Origin of the sequence: Limnovirga soli (assembly GCF_013106755.1) — a bacterium.
In the GTDB taxonomy this organism is placed as follows: domain Bacteria; phylum Bacteroidota; class Bacteroidia; order Chitinophagales; family Chitinophagaceae; genus Limnovirga; species Limnovirga soli.
In genome coordinates, this window is sequence record NZ_WHPF01000002.1 from 380,862 (window position 1) to 400,185 (window position 19,324).

The 19,324-nt window shown below is 38.5% G+C and carries 19 protein-coding genes; 5 read left to right on the forward strand and 14 right to left on the reverse strand.

The genetic code is table 11. The annotated features are described in order from the left end of the window. Position 1: 1 nt before the first annotated feature. The 6 genes from GD597_RS03400 to GD597_RS22060 all read right to left on the reverse strand — a co-directional run bounded on the left by GD597_RS03400 (position 2) and on the right by GD597_RS22060 (position 4,552). Entirely contained in the window at positions 2-778 is a 777-nt protein-coding gene (locus GD597_RS03400) for a YeeE/YedE family protein (protein ID WP_317170279.1), read from the reverse strand. Positions 779-812: 34 nt separating this feature from the next. Further along, entirely contained in the window at positions 813-2,231 is a 1,419-nt protein-coding gene (locus GD597_RS03405) for an MBL fold metallo-hydrolase (RefSeq protein WP_171606405.1), read from the reverse strand. 199 nt (positions 2,232-2,430) lie between these two features. Further along, positions 2,431-3,246 (reverse strand): sulfite exporter TauE/SafE family protein, encoded by an 816-nt coding sequence (locus GD597_RS03410; protein ID WP_235954170.1) that lies wholly within the window; start codon positions 3,244-3,246, stop codon positions 2,431-2,433. 46 nt (positions 3,247-3,292) lie between these two features. Continuing rightward, positions 3,293-3,931: an NAD(P)-dependent oxidoreductase gene (locus tag GD597_RS03415; RefSeq protein WP_171606406.1), complete on the reverse strand. Its 639-nt coding sequence runs from the start codon at positions 3,929-3,931 to the stop codon at positions 3,293-3,295. Between the two features lie 138 nt (positions 3,932-4,069). Then, positions 4,070-4,411, reverse strand: a complete 342-nt coding sequence (ytxJ, locus tag GD597_RS03420) for a bacillithiol system redox-active protein YtxJ (protein WP_171606407.1) — start codon at positions 4,409-4,411, stop codon at positions 4,070-4,072. Positions 4,412-4,429: 18 nt separating this feature from the next. Continuing rightward, a complete protein-coding gene (locus tag GD597_RS22060; protein WP_262888832.1) occupies positions 4,430-4,552 on the reverse strand; it encodes a hypothetical protein in 123 nt (40 codons plus the stop codon). A gap of 352 nt (positions 4,553-4,904) precedes the next feature. Between GD597_RS22060 and GD597_RS03425 the strand changes: the two genes are divergently transcribed. The 3 genes from GD597_RS03425 (at position 4,905) to GD597_RS03435 (ending at position 7,487) form a co-directional block, all read left to right on the forward strand. Then, on the forward strand, positions 4,905-5,675 hold the full coding sequence (locus tag GD597_RS03425; protein ID WP_171606408.1) for a 3'-5' exonuclease: 771 nt from the start codon (positions 4,905-4,907) through the stop codon (positions 5,673-5,675). Positions 5,676-5,762: 87 nt separating this feature from the next. Beyond that, on the forward strand, positions 5,763-6,557 hold the full coding sequence (locus tag GD597_RS03430; RefSeq protein ID WP_171606409.1) for a polyprenol monophosphomannose synthase: 795 nt from the start codon (positions 5,763-5,765) through the stop codon (positions 6,555-6,557). Between the two features lie 39 nt (positions 6,558-6,596). After that, positions 6,597-7,487 carry a DMT family transporter gene (locus GD597_RS03435; RefSeq protein WP_171606410.1) on the forward strand — a complete coding sequence of 297 codons (891 nt, stop codon included), beginning with the start codon at positions 6,597-6,599 and terminating at the stop codon, positions 7,485-7,487. Positions 7,488-7,685: 198 nt separating this feature from the next. Here the strand turns inward: GD597_RS03435 and GD597_RS03440 are convergent, their stop codons facing one another. The 5 genes from GD597_RS03440 to GD597_RS03460 all read right to left on the reverse strand — a co-directional run bounded on the left by GD597_RS03440 (position 7,686) and on the right by GD597_RS03460 (position 11,698). Beyond that, on the reverse strand, positions 7,686-9,284 hold the full coding sequence (locus GD597_RS03440) for a right-handed parallel beta-helix repeat-containing protein (RefSeq protein WP_171606411.1): 1,599 nt from the start codon (positions 9,282-9,284) through the stop codon (positions 7,686-7,688). A gap of 7 nt (positions 9,285-9,291) precedes the next feature. After that, positions 9,292-10,011, reverse strand: a complete 720-nt coding sequence (locus tag GD597_RS03445; protein WP_171606412.1) for a hypothetical protein — start codon at positions 10,009-10,011, stop codon at positions 9,292-9,294. A 279-nt stretch (positions 10,012-10,290) separates the two neighbouring features. Then, a complete protein-coding gene (locus GD597_RS03450) occupies positions 10,291-10,482 on the reverse strand; it encodes a cold-shock protein (RefSeq protein ID WP_171606413.1) in 192 nt (63 codons plus the stop codon). A 143-nt stretch (positions 10,483-10,625) separates the two neighbouring features. Then, a complete protein-coding gene (locus GD597_RS03455; protein WP_171606414.1) occupies positions 10,626-11,183 on the reverse strand; it encodes a hypothetical protein in 558 nt (185 codons plus the stop codon). 89 nt (positions 11,184-11,272) lie between these two features. Beyond that, on the reverse strand, positions 11,273-11,698 hold the full coding sequence (locus GD597_RS03460) for a DUF1801 domain-containing protein (RefSeq protein WP_171606415.1): 426 nt from the start codon (positions 11,696-11,698) through the stop codon (positions 11,273-11,275). Positions 11,699-12,329: 631 nt separating this feature from the next. On the opposite strand from GD597_RS03460, the gene GD597_RS03465 reads away from it, so the two are divergent. Then, positions 12,330-14,285, forward strand: a complete 1,956-nt coding sequence (locus GD597_RS03465) for a T9SS type A sorting domain-containing protein (RefSeq protein WP_171606416.1) — start codon at positions 12,330-12,332, stop codon at positions 14,283-14,285. Between the two features lie 609 nt (positions 14,286-14,894). Beyond that, entirely contained in the window at positions 14,895-15,581 is a 687-nt protein-coding gene (locus GD597_RS03470) for a hypothetical protein (protein ID WP_171606417.1), read from the forward strand. 173 nt (positions 15,582-15,754) lie between these two features. Here GD597_RS03470 and GD597_RS03475 read toward each other — a convergent pair whose 3' ends face one another. The 3 genes from GD597_RS03475 to GD597_RS03485 form a co-directional block, all read right to left on the reverse strand. Then, positions 15,755-16,297, reverse strand: a complete 543-nt coding sequence (locus tag GD597_RS03475; protein WP_171606418.1) for a hypothetical protein — start codon at positions 16,295-16,297, stop codon at positions 15,755-15,757. Between the two features lie 137 nt (positions 16,298-16,434). Beyond that, complete coding sequence (locus GD597_RS03480; protein WP_171606419.1) at positions 16,435-17,181, reverse strand: LytR/AlgR family response regulator transcription factor; 747 nt, start codon at positions 17,179-17,181, stop codon at positions 16,435-16,437. An 8-nt stretch (positions 17,182-17,189) separates the two neighbouring features. Then, a complete protein-coding gene (locus tag GD597_RS03485; RefSeq protein ID WP_171606420.1) occupies positions 17,190-19,196 on the reverse strand; it encodes a histidine kinase in 2,007 nt (668 codons plus the stop codon). Between the last annotated feature and the right edge of the window lie 128 nt (positions 19,197-19,324).

Below are 19,324 nucleotides of genomic sequence, written 5' to 3' on the forward strand. Positions count from 1 at the left end.
ATTATAATGTTAGAATAAATGGAAGAATATAATTAGCCATAACAAAGCCACCCGCCATAAAGCAAATAGTGGCAATAAGTGAGGATAGTTGCAGGTTGCTTAACCCCATAATTGCATGGCCGGATGTGCAGCCGCCAGCATAACGGGTGCCAAAACCCACCATAAAACCACCCATAACCATAATAATAAAACCCTTTATGGTAAACAGGTTGGCCCAGTTAAAAATATCAACCGGCGTTAGATTGCTGTAATTGGTGATACCATAACCGCTTAATTCTTTTGCCAGTGCAGGATTTATTGCCACAGGTTGCGCATTATTTAACCAGGTAGCAGCAATAAAGCCACCTAAAAAAACACCTGTTACAAACACCAGGTTCCATATTTCTTTTTTCCAGTTGTATTGAAAAAAGGGAATTTTAGCCGGCAAACAAGCTGCACATATATGCCTTAAAGAAGAAGAAATGCCAAAATGTTTATTACCCAACAATAATAATACAGGCACCATTAAGCCTATTAATGGTCCGGAAATATACCAGGGCCAGGGCTGACTAATCCATTGCTGAAACTGCATAGTTCTATTTTGTTTTACAATTGTACTTATTGCCCCTGCGTTAGGGATTGCAGCGGAAAGCCCGGAATAAAGCGCAGTGAAACGTAGCTTTATGAGGACTTGCAGCGAAAAGCCCGACCCGAAGGGTAACGCCCAAAACACACTTAAAAATGTGATATGGTATTGTGTAAAAGTAATAGTAACAACTATACAAACAAAACCCGGCACTTATATGCGCCGGGTGATATAGCAATTTGTTTTTTTATAATAAAGTAGATGGGCAAACATAATCAGTTACCGCAAACATATTAGATTCTTTAAGGGCTTTAAAGCCACCTTCTATGTTTACCAGATGTTCAAATCCCCGGGCTTTTAAAATGGAAGTAAATATTACTGAACGATAGCCGCTGGCACAATGAATATAATGGGTTGCTTTTTTATCTAACAACAACATGCTATCATTAATAAAATCAAGCGGGGCATTGGTGGCGCCAATAAGATGTTCGCTATCGTACTCGCTTTTTTTACGAACGTCTATTATGCTGATATTGGGTTGCAGCTGCTGCAATAATGCCAAAGCATTTGCATCGATTGAATTGATTTGATCTGTTTCTTTTCCTGCATTTTTCCAGGCCTGTATGCCTCCTTTTAAAAAGCCAATAGCATAATCATAACCTACCCTTGCCAAACGGGTTATTACTTCTTCTTCGCGGCCATCATCGGCCACCAATAAAAGCTGTTGTTTTATATCGGGAATTAATGCGCCTACCCAGGGTGCAAAATTGCCATCAATGCCGATATTTATGGAGTTGGGAATATATGCTTTTGCAAAATCAGCAGTATTTCGGGTATCTAAAATCAGCGCACCGGTTTCGTTGGCGGCGGCATCAAATGCCTGGGGCGACAAAGCAATTTTGCCTCTTTTTAATACCTCATCTATACTATCGTAGCCCTGTTTGTTCATCATTACATTTAGTGGGAAATAGGCAGGTGGAGCTATTAATCCATTGGTTACTTCATGTATAAACTCTTCACGGCTCATATTTGGCCGAAGGGCATAATTGCTTGTTTTTTGATGGCCAAGCGTATCAGTGGTTTCTTTACTCATATTTTTACCACAAGCACTACCGGCGCCATGTGCAGGATAAACGATTACATTATTGGGCAAAGGCATAATTTGATTACGCAAGGAATCGAATAGCAAACCGGCTAATTCTTCCTGTGTCATGTTTGCAGCTTTTTGGGCAAGATCGGGGCGGCCTACATCGCCAATAAAGAGGGTATCACCGCTGAATAAAGCTGTGGGTTGTTGCTTTTTATCAAATAATAAATAGCAGGAGCTTTCCATGGTATGGCCGGGTGTATGTAACACTTTAATTTTTATATCCCCTAATGTTAACCATTCCCCATCTGTTGCCACATGGGCTGCGAAATTGGGTTTGGCAGTTGGTCCATATACAATAGTGGCGCCGGTTGCTTTTGCCAGATCTAAATGCCCACTAACAAAATCTGCATGAAAATGGGTTTCCAATACATATTTTATTTGCGCATTGTTATTGGCAGCTCTTTCAATATATGGGGCAATTTCGCGCAGAGGATCTACAATAGCGGCTTCGCCGTTACTTTCTATATAATAAGCACCCTGTGCAAGGCAACCGGTATAAATTTGTTCAATTTTCATAACAATGTATTTGAGAATGCAAAAATGAGGTGTTGTTTTTACTTGGTAAATGACAAATATCACACAAGGAAAAACAAATAATATTAGTTGAAACTTACCAACACTATACTATAGAATTTTTGTTGCCTTTTGAGCCTGTAGTACAAGTGTGCGACGCAAGTAAAGCCACATATTGCGCTAATGCCTGGCCAATAATAATTTACATATATAGAGAGGTAATTTCTTTTATAATGATATAGATACCCATTACCAGCACAAACCAGCCAAAACCTTTTTTAAGGTTTTCGCCCTGTATTTTTTCCCCTAGTTTACTGCCAATAAAAATACCCGCTACAGCAACAGTTGTTATGGGCAATAATAATGGCCAGTTAACAGATGTATGATAAATATCGCCGGTAAAGCCTATTAAACTGTTGATAGCAATGATCATTAAGGAGGTTCCGATGGCATCTTTTACTGGTAGTTTAAACAAAAAAATTAAGGCAGGTATAATAAGAAATCCGCCGCCGGCACCCAATAAACCTGTAAGTAATCCAATACCAATTCCAATAAGGATGGTTTTGCCTTTTGAGGGTAATATGTTTTGAGTGTTTGTTTCAATCGGAGGCGCTGCGATAATCATTTTTGTGGCGGCCAATAACATTACTACGGCAAATAATATCATAGTAAGCAAAGACTTGGTAAATAAAAAACCACCCAGCGTAAATAAATTATCGGGAATATGATGCAGTAAAAATTTTCGGGTAACAAGTACGGTAATGGTTGATGCTATACTGAAGTAAATAGCTGTTTTTAAATTTACTAACCCCGCCCTGTAATTTTTTATAGCACCTACCAAACTGGTAGAGCCTACAATAAATAAGGAGTATCCGGTTGCTACTAATGGCGGTACACCAAAAAGGTAGACTAAAACAGGGATTGTTAATATAGAGCCGCCGCCACCAATAAGTCCCAGCGAAATACCAATAAGAATGGATGCTATATATCCTGCAGTCATCATGGTTATTTCTTGCAAAACTCCTATTTAGGTTTTGCATTGGTTGTAACTTTTGTCACAACCACTATTTTGAGCAAATGCCTATACGTTGGTAAAGGTACTCATTAGTGCTAATATTTTTCAACATAAAGTCGGCAATATCGCCTGCATTAATGCCATTTTTAAACGGCTCTGGTTTAACATTTACACTGGTAATATATTCAACAGTTACATCTGCATCTTTAATATCCGGCGGGCACATTACTGTCCAGTTAAGTGATGATTGCTGCAGGTATTCAAAAGCTGCAAAATGTTCGGCACCTACTTCTTTAAACACTGCAGGATAATCCGGACTTAAGAAACGATATGTATAGGTTTCGTCATCCAATAAGCCCATGCCACCTACCGATAGGATTCTTTTTACACCCGCTTTCTCCATTTGCGCAACTATATTTTTCATGCCCAAACTGCGGGTTTGATCAATATTTTTAAAATTTCCGCCAAGTGCGGATAAAACAGCATCGCTGCCATTTACTGCATCAAAAACATCCTGCTCATCAAACACATAACCCTGCACTGCTTCCAGCATTTCGTTATGATTATCCGCATCAATTAACTTAGTTATATCGCGGCTAAAAGCCCTTACTTTATGGCCCTGGCCCAATGCCATTTGCACAATACGTTTACCCACCTGCCCTGTTGAGCCAAATACAGTAATTATCATAATACAATAATTTCTAATAAAATTAGACCAAATAAAGTTATTAATAAGAATAAACAATGTTAACCCTGCAGCAGGTTCTGCCCGGGCTTTACTTGCGTCGCACTCTTGTACGGCAACAATTCTATGCAGCAAAAAAGGTTATTGCACAGCCACTACCTGATCGGTAAGCTCATAGGTATCAATGCCTAGATGGCTTTCATCATATACACACTCACCGTTTTTTATAACCAGAATTTGAGGAGATTCGTGGTATACATCAAAAGTATGGGCTATGGCATCAGACAGGTGCCGGTATTTGATTAAATCCAGGTAATAATAATCTGCATTGGGTAAATTACCCGCATTTTCTAAACGCTTTAAGGCAACGCTACTAATATTACAGCGCGTACTGTGTTTAAATACTACCTGCGGGGTAATAGCAGATTTGGTTTTAATATCATCTATTTGCTGCTGCTCGGTAAGCGCAATCCATTGTAACATAAGAATAAAGGAATAGGCTTATCTTCTGAAATAGTTTTTATCGTGTGAGGGGCAATTAGAGCCCTTTCTGCTTTCAAAGCAGGAAGAGAACATGGCTGCCATAAGGCTAACAAATAAAATGACTAAGATCGATTTTTTCATGATTCGATGTTTATATTGGTTATTTTAAGGATATGGACACACAAATTTACGATAAAACTCAAAAACCTGCCTTAATGTTGTGTTCTAATTAAAAAATATTCTATTTGAAAGCATATTTTAAGGTGTATAGGCAGATTTATACCAAACCTTTTATGCTGCCAATACAACAGAACGTACAAGAGTGCGACGCAAAGGAAGCCAAATAAAACTTCAAAAGCCGGGTAAACCAGTCGCCTTTAGCTACTGATTATACACATTGATACCCATTTTTATAATGGCAAAGGCCTAACCATTATCTTTGACGCATATAATTTTTCTTTAACACCGCCATTATTGGGCTAAATTTTTTGTAATGAAACTTGAGTTGCAGCGTCCGCTTGCTTTTATTGATCTGGAAACCACCGGCATAAGCATTAGTAATGATAAAATTGTAGAAATAGCTATCGTAAAAATTATGCCCGATGGTAGTAAGCTGGTAAAACGCAAGTTAATAAACCCGCAAATGCCCATACCCAAAAATGCCAGCGATGTTCATGGCATAACTGATGAGATGGTTAAAGACGCCCCTACTTTTAAACAGGTAGCCAATGAATTAAAGCAATTTATGGACAATTGTGATATGGGTGGTTATAATAGTAACCGATTTGATGTGCCATTATTAATTGAAGAATTTTCACGTGCCGGCATGGACTTTTCTATTGATGGCCGTAAAATGGTGGATGCACAAAAGGTATTTCATCAAATGGAGCAAAGAACGTTAAGCGCAGCTTATAAATTCTATTGCGGAAAATCGTTGGAGGAAGCGCATAGTGCAGAAGCTGATGCAACGGCTACCTGGGAAGTGTTGGAAGCACAGGTAGAGCGATACCCTGCCTTAGGCAACACAGTAGAAAGCATTGTTAAGTTTACCGGAGAAGATGATATTGTTGATTTTGCACGTCGTTTTATAAAGGTTGATGGTATAGAGATTTTTAATTTTGGCAAACATAAAGGCAAAGCGGTTACAGAGGTTTTAAAAGCCGAACCCCAATATTACGACTGGATGATGCGGGGTGATTTTGCGATTAATACCAAGCAAAAGCTTACTGAGATATTTAACCGCTCGCTGTTAAAAAAAGCCTAATTGAAATTAAGAAACTATGTTTAGCATTGCCGGAATTTTGCGCATAGATTTATTAGTGTAATTTCGGCACTCATCACAAGCCATATTTTGGAAAAGCTAGTTATTATACCTACTTACAACGAAAAGGAAAATATTGCCGAAATTATTAAGGCCGTATTTGATTTACAGCAAGGTTATCATATTTTGGTTATTGACGATAATTCTCCCGATGGCACTGCTGCCATTGTAAAATCATTGTTTCCCACCTATAAGAACCAGCTTTTTTTAGAGGAAAGACAAGGAAAACATGGTTTGGGTACCGCGTATATTCACGGGTTTAAATGGGCAATTACCAATGCCTATGATTTTATATTTGAAATGGATGCCGATTTTTCTCACAATCCACAAGATCTGGAACGTTTGTATAATGCCTGTAAATATGATGGCGCCGATGTAGCTGTTGGCAGCAGGTATGTGCCGGGTGGGCAAATAGAAAACTGGCCACTTGACCGCCATATTTATTCTAAAGGCGGGGCCCTGTATACACGTATTATTACCGGCATGAAAGTTAAAGACCCTACTGCCGGTTTTCTTTGCTATAAAAGGGCTACACTGGAAAATATAAACCTGGATGCCATAAAATTTGTGGGCTATGCTTTTCAAATTGAAATGAAGTTTGCCGCCTGGAAACTGGGCTTTATTATAAAAGAAGTGCCTATTGTTTTTAAAGACAGAAAGGTGGGTGTTAGTAAAATGAGCAAAGGCATTTTAAAAGAAGGTGTACTGGGCGTTTTAAAAATACAATGGAACAGTTGGTTTAAAGATTATCATCAAACAGTGCGGATAAAAAACCCTGCAACAAGCACTTTTTTTACCAGCGATGTAGCTGCTGAGCAGAAATAGTTTTTTACAAACCTTTCTGTTATAGTTTCTTTGCATCACATGAAAGCAGCACTCATACGTTTACATACTGCGGTTTTTTTATGGGGCTTTACCGGTGTACTGGGCAGGCTTATTTCCCTAAACGAGGGTTGGCTGGTTTGGTGGCGTATGTTAATTACCGCTATTACGCTATGGGTGTATTTCTACCTAACCGGTAAAATTGAAAGAATAAATACGCGCAGCTTTGTAAAAATTGCAGGCATTGGCACCATTCTCTCCATTCACTGGTTATTATTTTATGGCAGCATTAAATACGCCAACGTATCTATTGCCTTAACCTGTTTAGCAACAACGGGGCTTTTCTCCGCCATTATTGAACCACTATTTTTTAAAAGAAAAATTGATTTACGAGAAATATTATTGGGCACTTTTGCGCTGGCCGGTATTACCATTATTTATTTTACCAATCTGCAATTTTCAATAGGTATTTATATTGGTCTTTTATCATCAGTAGCTACGGTGGTGGTGTCGGTAATGAATAAAAAAATAGTAGGCGGTTATACCCCGCAGGCAATAACATTATACCAGTTAACCGGCGGCTTTTTAGGCTTAACAATGCTTATGCCATTATACAACTGGTTATTACACTCGCCCATACAAATACCACAGCAGTGGGATTGGCTTTGGCTTACCATACTGGCCTGTTTTTGTACTGTACTTACCTTTATTTTATATATAGGCGCATTACATAAAGTAAGTGCATTTACGGTAAACCTAACGCTTACATTGGAGCCGGTATATGGCATTATATTGGCATTTGCGGTTTACCACGAAAACAAATATTTAAGCCATTATTTTTATATTGGGTTTGCCTTTATTTTAATAGCGGTACTGTTGCAAATGAGGCGGCTGATAAAACAAAAACCGCAACCAGTATTACCCGATGCCTGATTGTTGTTAACCAACTACAGATTAATCATGTAGCTTTTCTTGCCACGCTCGGTTCAGGGTTCCTCCTTTGAGGCAGCAATCATGTTTTGTTGTTTTTGCGGGCTGTTAAAAGCCCAATAGCATTACCACTGTACAAGTGTACGACGCAAGTAAAGCCGCATTTATATTGGATTGCCTGGCTCAAAAAATGTATTTCAATTAATGTGTAGCGCCAATAAAAACATTATGAGGCCCAATAGGCTTACCTAGAAAATCTTTGACAGGCATATCCACACCATACATGGCTGATAGGGAAATTCCCTGTTTTAAAAGTTTACTTTTAATATCAGTAATAAATTGATCTTTATTGTACAGATTAGATTTTCCTATTTTAAACCCGGGATCAAGTTGTACATTTTTTGAAAGACCAGCCACACTTTCCTGCCCATGTTGATTGGAGAGCCATGTAACAACAGGTTCTAATGCATTGATGCTGGTTTTTACAAAAGCCTGACCACTTTTGAAAAAATAATTATTAGATACCAAATACAGCTGGCTGGTATCAATCGCATCGTCAATATACATAGCAAGGGCCTTACCGCCAGATGCAAAAATATTATTGGCTACCACCACTTTTTTAAATTCATGCCCCATGGTATATAATCCACTGGGCGTTCCATTTATCAAATTTGCATCATCGCAATAAACCGTATTGTTATACACAAAAGTATTTGTAACCTCATAATTTTTGGCTGCACCCCAAACAGCTATACCGCCATAACTATTTTTACGACCATCGTTAACACTTACATTAAACCGGATAGTATTATTGGTAAAAGGCAATAATGCACCATATTCGGCCAGTAAATATCCGGCACCTTCGTTATCGTGTGAGTAGCAATATTGTATTATGCAATTGGATGATCCGCCATCAATATCAAAACCACCACCATCCTTATTTAATCCTGCATGATTATGATGCGACTCGCAATATTGTATAATAGCGTTTTTACAAAGCCATACCCAAATCCCTACCGGCCCGCCTGCTGTACAGCGGTTATCTGCGCCATTTTCATAGGCTAAGCAATGTTCAATTAAAAGGTTGGCAACACCACCCATTACTATACCATTGCCGGAGTGATTATCTGTTTTACCAATAATACCCCGGTTATTAAAAGCTTTACAATTACTAATGATAAAATTGGTATGATGAAAAAGAGTTTGCCCGCCATAAGAACTTATGCCTGCCTGCCCATTATTGCTCGCTACACAGTTGCTAATTTTTACATTGTTAAATCCTTTAACTTCCTCTCCTTCTGCGCAGCTAAATAAAACACCTTCCTGTTTAAAACCTTTTACAGTGCAATTTTCAACCCTTATTCCCTCACATTGTCTGTCTTTTTTGTCGGAATAAAAATGAATACCGGCACCATTATTAAAATCCACCCCGGATCCTCTAAATTCTAAATGCTGCAAATAAATATAAGAGGTATTATAACCAAGAAAACCGGTGGCATTTTCAGCGTTAATAATTGCATGCCCATTTCCATACGCACTAATTACAACAGGCTTTTCAGGTGTTCCACTATCTAAACTGTCTAATAATATTTCGCCATTAAAAACAGTACCACCTTCCAGCAATACAGTATCGCCTGGAGTAAATTGCATACTATTTATTTTGCCTAAGGATCTCCAGGAATGCTGCGGGGTTAAACCATCATTGTTGTCATTGCCTGCCGCACTAATAAAATAATTATTCCCTGCATAACAGGATACGATTATAAAAAAAAGCAAAGCAGTAAATAGTAATTTTTGCATGTAGCATCTAGCTTTTATTACCCGAAATATACCTAACCAAACTTCTTTTTGCAACAGGTAACAAAGTTTCCTCTACCGGAAAATGCAGGCCAGACTCAATAGCATATACTGCAGGATTTGGCAAGCCAGCACGGTTACGGATAAGGTCTAATTTTATACTTTCGTAGGTATTGGAAAAACCCCTTACCCATGTATTAATAAATTCCGTTTTAATGCTCCTGTATTTTTCGTTGTGCTTTTCAAAAATGCTTAACCGGTAATAATATACACGGGTATCTTTTTTCTCTGTTTCACTTAAAAAAAAGTAGCCTTCATTTAATTCCAATGGTATTAAACCGATGGGATTAATGCTCATTTTATCCTCTACAAACTCATAAATTTCTGTACCGCTTGATATGGTAAACTTCATTTTAGCTGCAGCATATTGAATAATATCTTCCAGTTCGGTCATCAGTTCATCATCCTCAATCATTTGCTGATACAACAATTGTAATTGTTGTAATTGCACTCCTGTAAATTTTTTAGGAAACTGCTCCTGCAGGTATTTCTTATTTTCTCTAAACGCAGTAATATTATTGTAATGAAAAATAATATCTGCCAGCTGAGGGTACAGCTTGTTCTCATTAAAACAGGCATTCACCTCTTTTAAATAAGCCAGTAAAGTGTATTTTTTTAGCTCAAAATCTATATAGCCATCTGCAAACCAGGTTTCTGATAGTGATTTCATATAAATAAGTTTTTCATATGGGTAATTTACAACAAAAGCTGCAATGAAAAACTTACTTTGACTAATACCTTATTTGCTTTAAGTACAATTTAACCAAAAGCCAACACCACCATAAATAAAGTAATGAACTCGGCTGCCAGTCCATTTTTCAGCACCGCTTGCGTCGCACTCTTGTGCGGTTGGATTATATATTGGGCTTTTTTGGGATAGGAGTAAATAAATATTATGGTACAGTCTTCCCACTATAGAAACCTCACATTATCCTTCAGGCAGGAATAACTATGCTAGTTTAACATTAGTAGCCGTTGGCCCCCTTTTTCCCATTTCCTTCTCAAATGTAACGGTGTCGCCTTCCCTAATATTATCTACCAGACCACTTACATGAACAAAAATTTCTTCATTAGTGCTAGTATCTACTATGAAACCAAATCCTTTTGTTGCATTAAAAAACTTAACTACACCATTATACATTGTTTATGCTGTTTATGGATGATGGAAATACTTTTAAATATAGCTACTGGTATAAGCTAAATGGCAATGAAGATATGATTAAATACATATTCAAATCTTTAGATACTTAACAGTAAATAGACTGTTATACACTGAGTTTACTATCAAATTTTGCTAATTTGCTTTAGTGTTTTTAAATCGTAAACCTGAATTTCATTTTTATCTGTCTTATCGTATTTGTTATTATTATTGGTGTCGTAATGTCCGGTAATTACAATGTTTCCGGTATGTTGATTAACTATCCAATTGCGGCAGAAAAACTTATTATCTGTCAATTGGGTTCTCTCCTTTCCATCAGTGGACAATACAATGATTTGCTGAGGGTCGGCCCAACCAATACCATTTTTGTTATCCAAATTAACTGTTTGTGCCGCTACAATCATTAAGTTAATACCTAAACTGTCTATTTTTATCTGTTCAACTTTCTCTATATAACCATCATTTGGGAAGTCTACCTGACTGGTTTGCCCCGTTTTTGTATTTATAAACAACAGATACCTGCTTTTAGTATCAAACATTTTACCCCAATTTTCAATGGAGGCTATTACATAATCTGTGCCTACCACTTCTGTTAATTTATTGAAATGAACATAATTGTATTTATCCTGCCCAAAAGCACCAAGGGCAAAGATTGTTAGCATCAAAATCGATAGTATTTTCATCTTTTCCTGTTTAATTATTAAAAATTGTATTCAAATGCTGAAACAATTAAAGCAATCTCCATAATTGCATCAGCAATTTAGGTTACCAGCTATTTCGTATGTTCAATTCCGTCTTTTATGGCACCTTCAAGTATGTCAAAATTGATATCTCTCAATTTTTTGAACTTAATGCAATAGCCAGTCACGCTTGCCTTACCTATTGTTTTCCCATAGGTATCTGGCAAATAGTTTTTGTCCTCAAAACCCATTATATACACTGAAATACCAGTTGTGTTGGCGCTTATACCAATTTGATAAAACGGTTTGCTTTTCCCATCAGCATATTGTAATGTTTGAAGTCCATATCCAATATTAGGATTAGCAACAATTTTACCCTTATCATCTTTGCCATCCAAAAACCAAAGTTTGGCTGCTGGCATTAACTCAAGCAAGCGTTTATGCAACGCTTCCAAATCAGCACGCTTTTGTTCGGGTTGAGATGCTATGTATTCCTTTATTTGTTGTTGAATATTCATATAAAATATCATTTACCAAGTTATACATGCTAAATCCAGTTTGGCCCATAAATATATTCTTCCCAGAAGGCCTTGTACTATTTATATTTTCACATTCTTCATATTACCATTCCATAAAATCGCCTGTGCTTTGAAGTTAATAATTATTGTTTTTCAAAAAAAAGTAATTCAAAAATAACGATATGCTTCTGCCAAATTATTGGGCTAAAATACATTCACATTATAATTATTAGCCTAACCAAATATGCCAGTTCAGCTTTACTTGCGTCGCACTCTTGTACGTTCAGATTATATGTTGAGCTTTACTGAAGCGTATATTTTTTCTTATACAACTTAGATGTAGTTAACCCATGGTGTGGAAGCCAAATAATAAAGTACAAACACCCAAAGCGACAGGTAAAATAGTTTAGTTTAATTTTTAATGCTATCTTAAAAGTCAAATAGTACGGTAATAAATCTAACGAGAGCCATTTTCTGCAACATGAGCCATAGATATAAGGAAGTACAAGAGTGCGACGCAAGTAAAGTTCATTAATGATATGCTGCCCTGGCACAAACAAATTCTTACTAATTACTAAAGTAAACAGTTATAAAAAAAGTCTTTACAATTTAACCGCTAAAACTAAAACATATGAAAGTATTACGTATGCTTATAATGCTGTGCCTGCTGTTAACCACATTCATTGCACAGAGCCAGCGAAATTTTAAATCGGGCAATGTAAACCTTCAATTCCCCGGGCCACTTACCATTGCCAGTTCAGTTGGTATGTTTGAAGGTAGCGGCACTATTGATGATGTTTCAGGAAATTTGCTTTTGCAAACAAACGGGTTCTTTTTATACAATGCAGCCGGTACTATATTGGCAACAGTGGGCACAGCTTCGGGTATTTCTGCAGCGCAAAGTGGCCTTATCTTATTAAAACCAGGATCAACAACTGACTATTATATTTTTACTGTTGAAGGTTGGCCGGGCAGTGGTTTTGGCCTTGGCCATTCTGTATGGAGCACCAGCTCAAACACACTTACTACACCCCTTTCCTCACTTAATGGCGCATGTATAGAACAGCTTACCGCAACCTGCGATGGCAGGGGCGGTTACTGGATAATTTCTCATCAAAAAGGGGTTGGTTCAGGCACTAGTAACCTTTACGTTGCTTACAACTTAACATCTGCGGGATTAAATACTACGCCTGTTATTTCAAAGGGCATTATGAAATACCCGGCATCTGGAAATAACCGATATGGTTGCATCACCATTTCACCCGATGGGAAAAGGATCTGTAGTGCATTTGGCGGCTTGCCCGTAACAAATAATACCACCGTTGAAACTGGCTTTTTTAATAATGCTACAGGCGTAATTAGTAGTGTTGTAACATTACAACAAAACTCTTCCACTAACCCCAAAAAGGTATTACCTGCCGCTTATTGCGGCACTTTTTCACCAAACAGCAAATTGCTCTATGTAACTTCTGTTGGTGGTGCCACTTCTATTAAACAGTTCCAGCTGTTACCTACTATAAGTGCAACCATTGCATCCAGGTTTGATGTATTTTCTTCGTCTAACCCCAACTTACCCTGGGCTTTAAGACTGGGCCCAGATGGCAAAATGTATGGCGGTGTTTATAATACCACAAGTATTGTTTCAGTTAACAGCCCCAATTTAGTGGGTCTGGCATGTGCCTATAATCCAGCTGCTTTTCCGGCAAATACTTTTCTATGTAATGCCATGTTTAGCCAGGTGCCGCCCAACTGCCAGCCATGTAATGTTCAGGGTACTATTGATGTTTCTAAATTTACCATCTGCAAGGGTGATAGTGTAATACTTTATTCAAATGGTTTTGGCGGCGCACCACCTTATTCCTACCAATGGACTCCCTCTGCAACTATTAATTGCCCTACCTGTAATATAACCGGGGCGCACCCAACTGCCACAACAACATACCAGGTGGTAATAACAGATGTATTGGGCTGCAGTACTACAAAAACTATCACAGTTACTGTAGATACTACCTGCTGTGGCACCTGCTCTGCTCCTGTAAATCTTACAACCACCTGCGGAAGCGGTACACAATGCGGCCAAACTATTTTTTCGTGGGCGCCAGGTACATGTGCGCTTAGTTATAACCTAACGTATACAGATTTAAATACAGGCATTACCACCACCATTAATGTTAGCAGTGGCACCAGTATTAATATATCGCTTATTCCGGGGCATATAATTCAATGGCAGGTACAAACTATTTGTAACAATGGGCTAGTCTCGGGCTATTCTGCGGTACAAACCTTTACTGCTATTAATTGCGGCCAGTTTTGCAGAAGCACATCGCAGGCAGCAGCAACCGATGTCTCAGTGTATCCAAACCCGGCTACTAATAATGTAACGATAACTATAGCAGCAAGGGTTCAGGGTACACAAAAAGTTATGCTTACCGATTTCTCAGGCAGGATATTAATGCAAAAAAATGTACAATCAGGCAAAAGCTATCATACAGTGCAATTTAATGTGGCTTCACTTATGGCTGGCGTATACCTGATTCAAATTCCATCACAAAATGGAATGATTGTAAAGAAGCTGGTGAAGCAATAAAGCAATTGTTGCCTTTGTTTTCCTTTGCTGTTGCCAGTGCCATTGTTGGACACAAATCCAATAATGGCATTGGTTTGCGGAATAAAAAGTAGAGAACCAGCATTTTTTACCTGGCAAAAAATGACAATACAGCTTTTCTTGCGTCGCACTCTTGTGCTTTCTGTAATGCCATGCAGCTTTAATTGGGGGTAGATTAAAGCAAAGTCGGTTGGTCAGGCGACCAACCGCGGCGGGGTATAACCGCAGCAAGGGCCCAAACAGCCTTTAACCATAAAGCACCCCCAAAACCGTCAAACTGGCTCCATTTGGTGCTTCGGGAGCTCCTTTTACTGCTTTTGAAGCCCCTTTTCTGTCTACTTGTCATCCATTTAAGTCTTTGGAAGCCCCACTCGGGTTTTTGTAACGCCCTTTTTTGGCTTCGGTAAAGGCTGCCCAAACATCTAAAGGCGCTTTTTTTGGTAAGGGAGCCCCCTTTTTATCTTTTGCCCTTGCAAGGGCAGTTTTGCCTTAAGATGGCTGAAAAAAATTTGCACCCGTTTTTTTTACAAATAAAAAAGCATTTGTACATTAGAAATACAATTAAATCTTTCACCCAAAAACAAAACTACTATGTCAAAAAATCCCCCAATCCGAAACTACAACTTTACCGACGCAGACCTTAAACAAAGAGTTGACAGCCTGATCCTTAGTATTACCCGCGACATTACAGACTTTAACAAACGTGGCGTAATAACCGCCACCCTGGATGCGCTTGCTGCTAAAAACGAAGCATTTGACAATTTACCCACCGATGAAGAATTGCTTGGCCAAAAAACTACCGCCACCGAAAACAAAGATGCCGCCGCCACCGTACTTAAAGCGCAGATACGCGCTATAAGAGGCATGGCAGACGATAAATTTGACGGCAAAGGCATTTACCGCAGTTTTGGCTTTGAAGGCATGGACGAAATGACCGACAACGATTTGCATCGCCTTGGCAAACGTGTATTTAGGGTGGGTACCGCCCAACAGGCAGCCATGCAGGCAAATGGCCTTACGGCAGAGGTACTTACTGCATTAAACGATGCCACTGCAAATTTCGACACCCTGATAGATGTACAGGACGATGCCATAAAAACACGGGATATTGCTGCCGAAACAAGGATTAATGCCGGCAACGAACTGTTTGCCGAATTCAGCCGCCTGTGCAATATTGGCAAAAGCCTTTACCAGGATACAGACGAAGCCAAATACAACGATTATGTAATAGACAGCAGTCCGGCAACGCCACCCACGCCGCCACCACCCACCAATTAAAATAAAAAAGCCCTGCGAATAGCGGGGTTTTTTGTAGCCAATCTCTACATCTTTTCTCCCCTTTTCTTGCGTCGCACTCTTGTACGGATTATGAATTGGGCTTTTATTGTTGCGTAGATTAAAGCGAACGATGTTGGTCAGGCGACAAACATCGGCGAGGCTTCTGTAAAACGTCACTTTGTAATTTGTAAACTATTGATTTTATAACCGTCTGAATATCTTACCAATTCTATTGTTGCGTCGATAATTTCGTCTGTTGATTTAATTTTACTTGCTGTCACCAACGCAACTTTGTCACTTTTATAAGTTATTGTCCTGATCTTTATTATCATGCTTTGCTGCATATGAAATCTTGATGGTTCGCCATTTTCAAAAATCATAGTTGAGTCATCTAATGTTGTCGGGCTGTTAGAATTTTTAATTTGAAGAAAACTGTCTACTCCTTGTTTGTTTAAAGTATCAATTATACTTAAGTCTAGAACATAGTTTTTTGTATTAAATGAAGGATTTATGTTAATCATTGTGTCAACGCATTGTTTAATTAAATTAAAAGCAACTTCGTTTGAATTGTTATAGTTTTTGGCAAAGTCAGTTCTAGACTTGCAGCTATACAAAAAGAAAAATGTCGCAATTACCAAAAGTCGAAAAGTTGTTGTCATGTAGGGTGTTGCATTTATGGCAGCTAACTCAAAAATAGCCAAAATCTCTTTATTCAAATCCCAATCTCCATTATCCGCTGTAGTAAAAGCTCCACATATAATCCAAACGCTGAAGTGTGCGACGCAAGCGGCGATGCCATACCTGCTATTGCCGGGTACAAAATAAAATATTGAAATAAAAGGAGTTGCTTAATTTATAACCAGCCAAACTTTTCTATCAGCCTTTCTTTCTGGTTGCGGGCAACGGGTATATGTTGATTGTTTGAAAGGATAAGGTAATTGCCCTCGCCTCGTACATATTTTTTTATATGATCTAGGTTCACCAAATATTGGCGGTGTACGCGTAAAAAATTTCTTTCTTCCAACACTTCCTGTATATCGCCAAGTGTTTTGGCTACGGTATGCTGATGGCCATCTACCATGTAAAAACGGGTATAGTTATTATCTGACTCGCAATAAATAATATGTTTTACTTCTGCAAATGTTACCCCGTTCTGGTAAGGGAGTGCTATTTTATCGGGGAATGTTTTTGTACCTCCTTGCATTTGTTGTTTAAGTAAACTCAGCTGCTGTTTTTCGGGCCACCTGCGTTGTTCGGCTTTTTCTACTGCGGCTTTCAGGTCTTTACCATCAATGGGTTTTAGCAAATAATCCAGCGCACTAAAACGAAAAGCTTTTACAGCAAATTTATCATAAGCCGTTACAAACACCAGGCTAAAATGTATAGGCCCTGCTTTTTCCAGTAACTGAAAACCATTCATTACGGGCATTTCAATATCCAGGAATACCATATCAGGTTGCAGCTCTTTTATTTTAATCAGGCCATCCTCACTTTCGGTACATTCGGCTGCCACCACTACCTGCGGACAATACATTTTTAACTGTAATGCCAGTAACCGTACACAATCTGGTTCATCATCTATAATAATTGCTTTAAGCATATAATTTTCTATACGGGTATTTGAATGATCACTTTTGTACCGGTGGCATTGTTCAGGCAATCTTTCAGGTCGTTTATTTTTACATTGGCCTGTATCTGGTATAACTGGTTAATGATATGGATACGGTCTGATGTCATTTTTAAACCAAAGGACTTTTGCCGGGTGGCAGATTTGCTTTTATACTCCGCTGCCAATGCCCGGCCAATACCATCATCTGTTATTTCAATATGCAGCAAATGTTCTGAAGGATGTGTAACATCAACTACAATACTACCCCCTAATTTTTTGTGCATTAGCCCATGCCAGATGGCATTTTCAACATAAGGCTGCAATAACAAGGGGGGTATTTCAATATACTCCTGGTCTATACTTTCCGCCACCTGAATTTGATATTGAATTTTATTTTTAAACCGCATGGCTTCCAACTGAATGTATAATTGAAGTGTTTCCAGCTCTTTTTTTAGCGTTACTTTTTCTGAATGTGAGTTTTCTAATACCAGTCTGATAAGCTGCGAAAAAATGGTTAGATATTCTGAGGCGGTGGAAGAATCATTTTCCAGTGTATAGAGTTTGATAGAATTAAGGCAGTTAAAAATAAAGTGCGGGTTCATTTGTGCACGAAGTGCCGTCATTTCCGTTTCGGCTATCTTTTGTTCGAATGCAGCATGCACCTGCGCTATCTTTTGCGCTTCTACCAGTTTGCTTTGTTCTTCCAGCTCTAGTGTTCTTTTTTGTAGGGCAGCTTCTAATTGCAGGGCGTGCTCATGCTGCATGTTATTTTTTTCTATCAAAACCAGTTTACTGCGGTACGAAAGCGCAAAAGAAAAGAAAATGGCTTCAATGGTTAAACCCAATAAGAGAAAGGCCGGCACAAAAATGATGATCATAAAAAACTCAGGACTGGCATATGGCAGAAGAAAGAAAAGCCTTGTCATAGGCAGGCACCACAAAAAAAGCAAACTGATTAAACCACTAAACAAGAACCATTTTATAGGCGATTTACTTTTTGCCGTTAAAATCAATAAAACAATATGTAGGATAGCAACGGGTATTATAGATATAAAGTACCCGTAGTAATTGGGGTTAAACAAAAACCAGCCGGTTCTTACTGTAGTAAATTCTATTAGCATTTGAATAAAAGCAATACCTACCAGCACTTTTACTATTACCCAACCCTTTTTAAAATGAACAGGCAACTGTAGCATGCTCCCAATAAAAAGGCTATACATGGCAGGTACAAGGAAAAGAAATACAGAGAGCATTATATCGTGCACTAATGCAGGAAATAATCCGAGCGAATGACGGATATCTATCCAAAACAAACAAGTTATTAGCGAGGAAATAGTATAGGCTATATACCATAGAAAGGCAATATCCCGGTATAGATAAAACTGGTACATAGCATACAACGATATAAAAAAGAGACAACCAGCCATAGCTGCCAGTAAAAGAAAAAGATACCTGTCAGTAAAAATACCGCTGGCGGCTTTTGCCATAAAAGTATAATCAGTTTCTAATGCAATGGTGGGTGGCACAAACTGGTTTTGGCGGTCTTCTGTTCTTACCCAAAATGTATTGGTACCCTGCGGCGAAACCATTAAAGGCAAACCTTGAAAGGCAGGCGCTGTTGTTTCATAGGCACCACTACGTGCAATAATGGTATCACTGTTATACAAACGGATAAAGTAATGTGGGGCTAACATAACCCGCAAACGCAATGTATCTGTTGTCGATGTATTGTGTATGGTAAAAGTAAACCATTGTATAATAAGGGGCCTTTCTGATAAGACAGCGTGCCGGTAGTCCTGGGTAAATGGCACAAATGCCTGTTTTTTTGCTTCTTCAAATGATAAGGTTTTATTGCTGGCGGGTTCTTCGTAAAACAAACTTTTGTCGGCAATATCCAGGCTGGTTTTCCAGTTGGGTTCGCCGTTTAGCACAATGGTATCCTGTGCAAAAGAAAGCTGCACCATAGCCACCAGTAAAAAAGATATTAGCCATATTATCCGCTGCATAAAAGTGCGTGTAAGTTTTAAAAATAATTAAAGCCAGCTGTATTACCTAAATGCAGTGGTGAGCAACCAGTTTCTTGAGTAAATGGTAAAAAGTAATGGATACTTAATGTTTGCCAAGTAATGCCTGT

Bases quoted from the DNA above. Each gene is read 5' to 3' on its own strand.
- GD597_RS03405 (WP_171606405.1), bottom strand. From the start codon at position 2,231: ATGAAAATTGAACAAATTTATACCGGTTGCCTTGCACAGGGTGCTTAT.
- GD597_RS03415 (WP_171606406.1), bottom strand. From the start codon at position 3,931: ATGATAATTACTGTATTTGGCTCAACAGGGCAGGTGGGTAAACGTATT.
- ytxJ (WP_171606407.1), bottom strand. From the start codon at position 4,411: ATGTTACAATGGATTGCGCTTACCGAGCAGCAGCAAATAGATGATATT.
- GD597_RS22060 (WP_262888832.1), bottom strand. From the start codon at position 4,552: ATGAAAAAATCGATCTTAGTCATTTTATTTGTTAGCCTTATGGCAGCC.
- GD597_RS03425 (WP_171606408.1), top strand. From the start codon at position 4,905: ATGAAACTTGAGTTGCAGCGTCCGCTTGCTTTTATTGATCTGGAAACC.
- GD597_RS03435 (WP_171606410.1), top strand. From the start codon at position 6,597: ATGAAAGCAGCACTCATACGTTTACATACTGCGGTTTTTTTATGGGGC.
- GD597_RS03440 (WP_171606411.1), bottom strand. From the start codon at position 9,284: ATGCAAAAATTACTATTTACTGCTTTGCTTTTTTTTATAATCGTATCC.
- GD597_RS03445 (WP_171606412.1), bottom strand. From the start codon at position 10,011: ATGAAATCACTATCAGAAACCTGGTTTGCAGATGGCTATATAGATTTT.
- GD597_RS03450 (WP_171606413.1), bottom strand. From the start codon at position 10,482: ATGTATAATGGTGTAGTTAAGTTTTTTAATGCAACAAAAGGATTTGGT.
- GD597_RS03455 (WP_171606414.1), bottom strand. From the start codon at position 11,183: ATGAAAATACTATCGATTTTGATGCTAACAATCTTTGCCCTTGGTGCT.
- GD597_RS03460 (WP_171606415.1), bottom strand. From the start codon at position 11,698: ATGAATATTCAACAACAAATAAAGGAATACATAGCATCTCAACCCGAA.
- GD597_RS03465 (WP_171606416.1), top strand. From the start codon at position 12,330: ATGAAAGTATTACGTATGCTTATAATGCTGTGCCTGCTGTTAACCACA.
- GD597_RS03470 (WP_171606417.1), top strand. From the start codon at position 14,895: ATGTCAAAAAATCCCCCAATCCGAAACTACAACTTTACCGACGCAGAC.
- GD597_RS03480 (WP_171606419.1), bottom strand. From the start codon at position 17,181: ATGCTTAAAGCAATTATTATAGATGATGAACCAGATTGTGTACGGTTA.
- GD597_RS03485 (WP_171606420.1), bottom strand. From the start codon at position 19,196: ATGCAGCGGATAATATGGCTAATATCTTTTTTACTGGTGGCTATGGTG.